Source organism: Martelella sp., from assembly GCF_984369615.1.
The window spans coordinates 1-7,957 of the sequence record NZ_CFHTCS010000208.1; the positions used below are offsets into that span (position 1 = coordinate 1).

Below are 7,957 nucleotides of genomic sequence, written 5' to 3' on the forward strand. Positions count from 1 at the left end.
GGCGACCTGATTGCCGATATCCCGTCCGATCCGGCTGAGCTTGTCGATCCTTCCGTGCTGATCTTCGCCTATACGCCGGTTGAAGATCCGGCTGTCTACGCGGAGGCATGGAAGGACTTTCTGACGCATATGGAAGAGGTTACCGGCAAGCGGGTCCAGTTCTTCCCGGTCGATTCCAACGCCGCCCAGATCGAAGCCATGCGCGCCGGCCGCCTCCATGTCGCAGGCTTCAACACCGGCTCGAACCCGCTGGCCGTGGCCTGCGCCGGTTTCCGTCCGTTCACCATGATGGCGGCCGAGGACGGTTCATTCGGCTACGAGATGGAAATCATCACCTATCCGGGCTCCGGCATTGCCGAAGTTGAAGACATCAAGGGCAAGGCCCTGGCGTTTTCGTCCGAGACCTCCAATTCCGGTTTCAAGGCCCCGTCGGCCATTCTGAAATCCGAATACGGCATGGAAGCCGGCACGGATTTCGAGGCCACTTTCTCCGGCAAACACGACAACACCATCCTCGGCGTGGCCAACAAGGACTATCCGGCCGGCGCGATCGCCAATTCGGTGCGCAAGCGCATGGTTGCCCGCGAGGTGATCACAGACGATCAGGTCGAGATCATCTACACCTCGCAGACCTTCCCCACCACCGGCTACGGCTTGGCGCACAATCTGACGCCCGAGCTTCAGGACAAGATCAAGGAAGCCTTCGCCTCCTTCGAATGGGAAGGGTCGACGCTGGAAGAGGAATTCTCCAAGTCCGGCGAAGCACAGTTCATCCCGATCACCTTCAAGGACAACTGGGCCGTGATCCGCCAGATCGACGAGGCAAACGGCGTTTCCTACAATTGCCAGTAAGAACTGGTATCATCCTTTCGAACGGGCGGAGATCATCCGCCCGTTCCCTTGTTGTGGAGCCGTCATGCTCGAACTCAAATCGCTGACCAAAACCTACAAGACCGGCGACAAGGCCCTGAACGACGTCAGCCTCACCGTGCCGGAAGGTCAGGTTGTCGGACTGATCGGTCCCTCCGGCGCCGGAAAATCAACGCTGATCCGCTGCGTCAACCGCCTTGTCGAACCGACCTCCGGTTCGGTTGCAATATCCGGCAAGTTGATCACCGGCCAGGGGCAGCGCGAATTGCGGGCCATGCGTCGCCGCATCGGCATGATTTTTCAGGAATATGCCCTGGTCGAACGGCTGACCGTCATGGAAAATGTTCTGTCCGGCCGGCTGGGCTATGTCGGGTTCTGGACCAGCTTCACCCGCCGCTACAGCGCGGACGATATCGGTCTTGCCTATCGGCTGCTGGACCGGGTCGGCCTGATGCACCAGGCCGACAAGCGCGCCGACGCGCTCTCCGGCGGCCAGCGGCAGCGTGTCGGCATCGCCCGCGCGCTTGCCCAGGAACCCGAACTGCTGCTGGTCGATGAGCCGACGGCCAGCCTCGATCCCAAGACAAGCCGCCAGATCATGCGGCTACTGATCGAAATTTGCGCCGAACGCAATCTTCCCGCCATTGTGAACATTCACGACGTGCCGCTGGCGCAGCAGTTCATGCAGCGCATTATCGGACTGCGTGCCGGCGAGGTGGTGTTTGACGGCGCCCCCGACGCCCTGAGCGAGACAGCGCTGACCGAGATTTACGGCGCGGAAGACTGGAACGCGATGCGCAAGGGCGCGCAGGAAGACGAGAGCGCCGAAGCCGAAGAGGCGGCCGTGCTTGCGAGGCTCGGCGCATGAGCAATTATCCGACGACTTCTCCAACGACATGGAAGCGTCCGCCGCAGGTGTTCACGCATCGCGGCTGGCGGATAGGGCTTCAGATCGGGTTTGCGGCCTGGTTCGTTCTCGCGCTTGCCACGCTTGACCCGAACTGGGCGCGGATCGTAGAAGGCTGGTCGCGGGGCGTGCGTTTTCTGGTCGGCTTTCTGCAACCCGATTTTACCAGCCGCTGGAGCGATATCTCAAAGGGGCTGATCGAGAGCCTGACCATGACGCTGACCTCGACGGTGGCCGGCGTCATCATCTCCGTGCCGGTCGGCATCGGCGCGGCGCGCAATGTCTCGCCCAAGATTGTCTATCTTGTCTGCCGTTCGATCATCGCCGTCAGCCGCTCGCTGCAGGAAATCATCATCGCGATCTTCTTTGTGGCGATGTTCGGCTTTGGCCCGTTTGCCGGGTTCCTGACGCTGAGCTTTGCCACGATCGGCTTTTTGTCGAAGCTTCTGGCGGAAGACATCGAGGATATCGACGAGGCGCAGGCGGAGGCGATCAGGGCAACCGGCGCCTCATGGATGCAGATGATCAACTACGCCATCCAGCCACAGGTCATGCCGCGCCTCATCGGCTTGTCGCTCTATCGCCTCGACATCAATTTCCGCGAAAGCGCGGTGATCGGCATTGTCGGCGCGGGCGGCATCGGCGCGACCCTGAACACCGCCATCGACCGCTATGAATATGACAGCGCCGGCGCGATCATCCTGATCATCATTCTCCTCGTCATGGTGGCGGAGTACGGTTCCAGCTATATCCGGAAGTTCCTGCAATGAGCGACGCCCCTTATCCCGCGGTCTGGCGCCGCCGCACATCCCGGCAATCGCTGATGATCTGGGCCGGCTGGTTTGGCCTCGTTGCGCTGACCGTCTGGTGCTGGCAGGTTATGACGCACGACACGATCTGGGCTTTCGTGAGCGATGCGCCGAAGCAGGCCGCCGATATCGGCAGCCGGATGTGGCCGCCGCGCCTGTCTTATATGAACGAGCTCTGGGCGCCGCTCTGGGACACTTTGAACATGGCCACGCTCGGCACCATGCTGGGTGTCGTTCTTGCCGTGCCGGTCGCCTTTCTGGCGGCGCGCAACACCACGCCGTCGGCCATGATCCTGCGGCCTGCGGCCCTGTTCGTCATCGTGGCCAGCCGTTCGATCAATTCGCTGATCTGGGCGCTGCTGCTGGTCGCCATCATGGGGCCGGGCCTCTTGGCCGGCGTCATAGCCATCGGCCTGCGCTCGGTCGGCTTCATCGGCAAGCTGCTCTATGAGGCGATTGAAGAGGTTGACGCGACCCAGGTCGAAGCCATTGCCGCGACCGGCGCCAGCCACGCCCAGATCCTGGATTACGCCATCGTTCCGCAGGTGCAGCCCGCCTTCTGGGGCATCACCGTGTTCCGCTGGGACATCAATATCCGCGAAAGCGCGATCCTCGGCCTTGTCGGCGCCGGCGGCCTCGGTCTGAAACTGCAGTCATCGCTCAATGTGCTGGCCTGGCCGCAGGTCACGATGATTCTCGTCGTCATTCTCGCAACCGTCATTGTGTCGGAATGGGTATCGGCAAGGGTGCGACAGGCGATTATCTAGAGCGCCGGGCGGAAAAGTGGTTACCGGTTTTTCGTTAACCCGGAGCGGCGAAGGAATGGCCAGAGCATCGCCCGATGCTCTGGTGCGCACCTGGTTTCCTGCGTCAGGAGAGTTGAGCGGGACAGCGGATAGTGCTGCCCCGCTCCTTCATTCTACGCCGACAGCCAGGCCTCGAGTTTGGCCTTGTCCGGCAGCCCTCCTGCGTGAACAAGCTTGCCGTCAACCGCTATGCCCGGTGTCGACATCACGCCCGCCATCGCTATTGATTTCGGATCGGTCACCTTTTCAATGTCGGCGGCAATGCCGAGCTTTTCGGCGGCGGCTTTCACCATGGCTTCCGTTGCTTCGCAGCGTTTGCAGCCGGGGCCATAAATCCTGATCAATTTCATGATCGTTCCTTTCAGAGGATGAGGTTGAACAAGAAGCCCGTGGCTAGAATACCGGCAGACACAACGGCGATGAAAATCGCGATCAGCCGGTAGGTCAGCACCTGCTTGAGGATGATCATCTCGGGCAGGGAAAGCGCGATGACCGACATCATGAAGGCCAGCGTCGTGCCAAGGGCAGCGCCCTTGCCCAGGAGCGCTTCGACGATCGGGATAACGCCCGCGGCATTGGTGTACATCGGCACGCCGACGATAACGGCAGCCGGAACAGACCACCACGCCTCGCCGCCCATGACCCGGAGCATGAGCGCTTCAGGAACATAACCGTGGATCAGCGCCCCGATGGATATGCCGACCACGACCCAGATCCAGACCTTGCCGACAATCTCCCGGACCTGTTCAAGGCCGATCTTCAACCGGTCGGCAAAACTCATCCGCTCCTCGGGGAGGTCGCCCGCCGATCCCGCATTGATTTCCCGCACCCACGCCTGAAGGTAGCGCTCCAGCCGCATCTTCCCGAGAACCCAACCGGCAATCGTGGCGATGGTGAAGCCGAAGACGAGATAGATCGTCGCAATTTTCCAGCCGACAAGGCCATAAAGCAGGCCGAGTCCGACAGGTCCGACCATCGGGCCTGCGATCAGAAACGAAAACGTGACGCCAAGCGGAATCCCGGCTGAAACGAAGCCGATGAAAAGCGGTACGGAGGAACATGAACAGAAGGGTGTGAGAACGCCAAGAGCCGCGGCCATGGGGTAGCCGAAAATCTGGCGTCTTCCGGCAAGCAATGCGCGGGTTTTCTCCGGACTGAACCAGCTGCGCAACACGCCGGTGACAAACACGATGCCGGTCAGAAGCAACAAGACCTTGGGAACATCATAGAAGAAAAAGGCAATCGCCTCGCCGGTGTGGCTTTGGCGGTCGACGGGAAAAAGCGCGGTGGCCCATTCGGAGAAGGCGATCAGTTGACCATAGGCCAGCCACCAGATCACCGAAGCGCCCGCGATGCCGAGATACCATCTGAGGGCGGAACCGTCCCGCCCGCTTTTCAACCTCTGCGTCGCGATAGTCATGCGCTTTGCCTTTCCGCATAAGCTTCAGCGGCCAGAACCGCCGCGATCACCGCCGCGAATTCGGGCCTGATGTCCGGATTCTTGCGATAGCGCACCCATTGTGCATCGCGCCGGTCGAGGATCAGCCCGGCATCCCGCAGCACTTTCAGATGGCGCGACATGCGGCTCTGGGTGGCCCCCAGCCGCGTCATCAGTTCACACACGCAATGCTCCCGATCATTCCAGATCAGGGCCAGCGCCGCGCGGCGGGTCGGGTCGGATATCGCGTCTAACAGATCCTGCATGACTGTTTTCTATGCGCATCAGCGCATATGCGCCTTGATCCATATCAACGAAACAAGGTGCGCGTGAAACACTGGATCTCGGGGGTGGTGACTTCAAGGGCCAGTTCTCATTCAACTTAAAACTGGCCTCTTCTTCAGCGCCTCGGCATGCGCCTGGATCGGTTTGCTCGCATGCGCCGAACCCTACACTGCGCCAAGAACCGAGACGGAGAAATGAACCCCGCCGAGCCGCGATCGCCCTACCTCTGAAGAAGATAAGGCGGCAAAAATGAGGGCAGCGCGGCCCAACCGAAGCTGGAAATCATGAAATCAGGCCTCGCGTTCGGGATCGAAATGTAGCAATCGCAGCGCGTTCAGCGTGACAAGCACCGTCGCTCCGGTATCCGCCACAATCGAGATCCAGAGACCAATCAGCCCCAATACGGACGTGACGAGGAATACCGCTTTCAAACCGAGCGCGATGGTGAAGGGCTGCCCCATACGCAAAGCGGTAATGGCGGTTCGAGGTCAATCGCATCACCGACTATCTACTGCTGAACTTGAGCGGGCTATCGGTATATGCCCCTCTTCGCTACACCCAGAACAAGCTGATCGATCGCGCCCGAACCGCAGGACGGGCCCTTGAAAGGGAGTTTGCTCACCAGCAGGGTCTTGAAAGGATTCGAACTGCGGACCCATCAATTGCTACCCGTATGGCTTTTCGCAGAGCCATCCAAGCGCAGTTGCGACTGCGCTTCACGGCATCCAGGAAGGTCTTGCCGGCAGGATTCCGCCCGACAGAACCTGGTTTAGTTCAGCGTGGCACCAGGACCCCACGCCCTTTAAATCTTTCAAAGACTTATCGTGCCGATCGGCGTCGAACCCCTGTGCCGATTTACAGCCAGAACACCGGTTACCGACCATGCCGAGCAACGGCAAGAAATCGAGGGGCTCCGATCCACGGTCCAGGAACAGTCTTAATGGCATCGTAAAGTTAACGACCGCGAAGAAAAAGCGTGACGCCCGCCGCGTGCACTGATCATGCCCGAGCGATCTTCGCCCACAGGTTCATCGCCGCTGCGCGCAGTTGGCGATGATGGTGGGAGGGAATGTCGTGGCGCGGGATATCGAAAGCGTCCCGAGCTTGCGGACGGCGGAAAGACGACAAGGTAAATGCTACTTTAGTTTGTAATTTCTTGAGTTTAACGACATGCCTTCAGCTCAAAAAGCGCAGGCCAGACGCTTACTGCTGCAGTGGGAATGTCCGCCTGAGCCAGCACGCTTTCGAGCAATTCTAGGGCGACAGATCGGAAGCCGCGCCAAACCGTAGCAACGTCAAGTAGCAACCTGCAAAATGACATCATCCTGGCCGATGTTTCGCTGTGCCGCGCCCAGCTGAACAGATGGATCGCGTTCGCCAGGTCGAGAGCTAGCCCATCGACATCAGCCTCGCCATGTAGGTCGGCGTTCTCTCGCGGCCACCGAGACCTTGCGGTCTTTCCTACGACTGTGATTAGGTTTTGGAACGCCTCGTCAGCGGCCTGTCGGCCAAAAACCTTGGCGGCGACATCCATCAATGCAGATCGGGAAGGATCTACGTCGAGGGCGTCGTCGAGCTTCAAGTAGCTATCAATCCTTCGATTAAGCTCCGAGAGAGACGCCTCATCGACTGATGTGATGTCGACCACAAGTGAGACCAGGGAGACTAGGACACGCCAATTTTCGTCACGCATCTCTTGGATTATACGCGTCAAAAGCCCTGAAGGATCTCTCACCACGAACGCACTGTCAGGCACCATCCAACCAGCTTTTAAGAAAACAGGAATAGGGTCTCGGCTTATCCAGCACAGATCCGGCGACCCGCTTGGAAGGGTGGCAAGCAACTGAGGATTCGGCATCCAATCCCCACCTGTGTCTCGACCGAGCATTGTTATCTGATCGGCCGGTACAGTGGCACCGAGATCCAGCAGTTCTGCAGCGATTGCAGCCCTTATCCGGATGGCCGATAGACTGAAAACGGAATTGCGAACCCACCTGCCCCAGACTTCTTGATCATCGGTAAGCCTGCGCGGGGTCTGCGCGTAGAGCCAGTCACCGAGCGCCCGCAGCGCTGAATTTGATGGCGAAAGCACGCGCATCAACTGATCGGCATGCAGCCATAAAAGATAAAATGCAATCTCGGGATTTAATTTCCGCCAGTCCTCGGACGAGAGCGCTTGTCGGCCACTGTGACGGAGAATTGTTCGGAAGAATCTCAACCTTTCGTCATCGAGCATACCAAGGAAATTGAGATCTTCATCCCGCAACTCACCGGTGCGTGCCAGCGTGAATGCGCGAGTTAGCGAGAGGGAGAGAAAACGCTGGGCATCTCCTGGAGCTTTTCGAATCGCCGGCGTGTAGCTCTCTAGAAGTTCCTCCGGGACCCGTCGTGGAATGCTAGAGGTCCTCCAGACGGCTTCTTCTGGACTAATCTTGTCGCTCAGGATCCTGAAGGACGATTCGATCAGCTCCGCTCCGTTCCCGGAAAAATCAGCGGCAATGCCAAGATAATTCAGCAGAACGCCGGGCTCTGGCAGCTCGAAATCAGCGATGCGCAATTGCTCAGTGTTCTTGAGCCGAGCATCCAACAGGGTGAGCTGCCTCGAAAAATCCGCGGAATATAGGTCGTGAATAACCTCGATCCTTCGTTCGGGGCTTGGCTCGTTCGCCACCGCAACTAGTTCGTCCTCCGATATAGGCTTGCCAACACTGCCCATGGGCATCGAAGTCTTGAGAGTGCGTTCTCTCGTTCGTGGATCGGGGTGGAGTATGGCCATAGTAACCGGGTCAAGAGGGTACGACTTCCGTCCTCGTTTAACGATGGCTTTCGGCTTTCCCTGCTC

The 7,957-nt window shown here is 59.3% G+C and carries 9 protein-coding genes and 1 pseudogene; 4 read left to right on the forward strand and 6 right to left on the reverse strand.

The features are described 5' to 3' along the window. The 4 genes from phnD to phnE (AC5DC2_RS15610) form a co-directional block, all read left to right on the forward strand. Positions 1-852, forward strand: an 852-nt coding sequence (gene phnD / locus AC5DC2_RS15595; RefSeq protein ID WP_491699136.1) for a phosphate/phosphite/phosphonate ABC transporter substrate-binding protein, incomplete at its 5' end; no start/stop codon positions are given. Between the two features lie 64 nt (positions 853-916). Further along, positions 917-1,738 carry a phosphonate ABC transporter ATP-binding protein gene (gene phnC / locus AC5DC2_RS15600; protein WP_024707227.1) on the forward strand — a complete coding sequence of 274 codons (822 nt, stop codon included), beginning with the start codon at positions 917-919 and terminating at the stop codon, positions 1,736-1,738. Continuing rightward, a complete protein-coding gene (gene phnE, locus AC5DC2_RS15605; protein ID WP_024707228.1) occupies positions 1,735-2,547 on the forward strand; it encodes a phosphonate ABC transporter, permease protein PhnE in 813 nt (270 codons plus the stop codon). The genes phnC and phnE (AC5DC2_RS15605) overlap by 4 nt, the downstream gene beginning before the upstream one ends. Beyond that, on the forward strand, positions 2,544-3,353 hold the full coding sequence (phnE, locus tag AC5DC2_RS15610; protein WP_024707229.1) for a phosphonate ABC transporter, permease protein PhnE: 810 nt from the start codon (positions 2,544-2,546) through the stop codon (positions 3,351-3,353). The genes phnE (AC5DC2_RS15605) and phnE (AC5DC2_RS15610) overlap by 4 nt, the downstream gene beginning before the upstream one ends. A gap of 152 nt (positions 3,354-3,505) precedes the next feature. Here phnE (AC5DC2_RS15610) and AC5DC2_RS15615 read toward each other — a convergent pair whose 3' ends face one another. The 6 genes and pseudogenes from AC5DC2_RS15615 to AC5DC2_RS15640 all read right to left on the reverse strand — a co-directional run. Beyond that, on the reverse strand, positions 3,506-3,742 hold the full coding sequence (locus AC5DC2_RS15615; RefSeq protein ID WP_024707230.1) for a thioredoxin family protein: 237 nt from the start codon (positions 3,740-3,742) through the stop codon (positions 3,506-3,508). An 11-nt stretch (positions 3,743-3,753) separates the two neighbouring features. After that, a complete protein-coding gene (locus AC5DC2_RS15620; protein ID WP_036236437.1) occupies positions 3,754-4,812 on the reverse strand; it encodes a permease in 1,059 nt (352 codons plus the stop codon). Beyond that, positions 4,809-5,096 (reverse strand): ArsR/SmtB family transcription factor, encoded by a 288-nt coding sequence (locus AC5DC2_RS15625; protein ID WP_024707232.1) that lies wholly within the window; start codon positions 5,094-5,096, stop codon positions 4,809-4,811. The genes AC5DC2_RS15620 and AC5DC2_RS15625 overlap by 4 nt, the downstream gene beginning before the upstream one ends. Positions 5,097-5,405: 309 nt before the next feature. Further along, positions 5,406-5,576, reverse strand: a complete 171-nt coding sequence (locus AC5DC2_RS15630; RefSeq protein WP_156484766.1) for a hypothetical protein — start codon at positions 5,574-5,576, stop codon at positions 5,406-5,408. A gap of 538 nt (positions 5,577-6,114) precedes the next feature. Further along, positions 6,115-6,207 (reverse strand): annotated as a pseudogene (locus AC5DC2_RS15635) (IS6 family transposase); the annotation flags it as partial. Between the two features lie 70 nt (positions 6,208-6,277). Then, the coding region (locus tag AC5DC2_RS15640) for a hypothetical protein (protein ID WP_491699137.1) at positions 6,278-7,957 on the reverse strand (1,680 nt) is incomplete at its 5' end.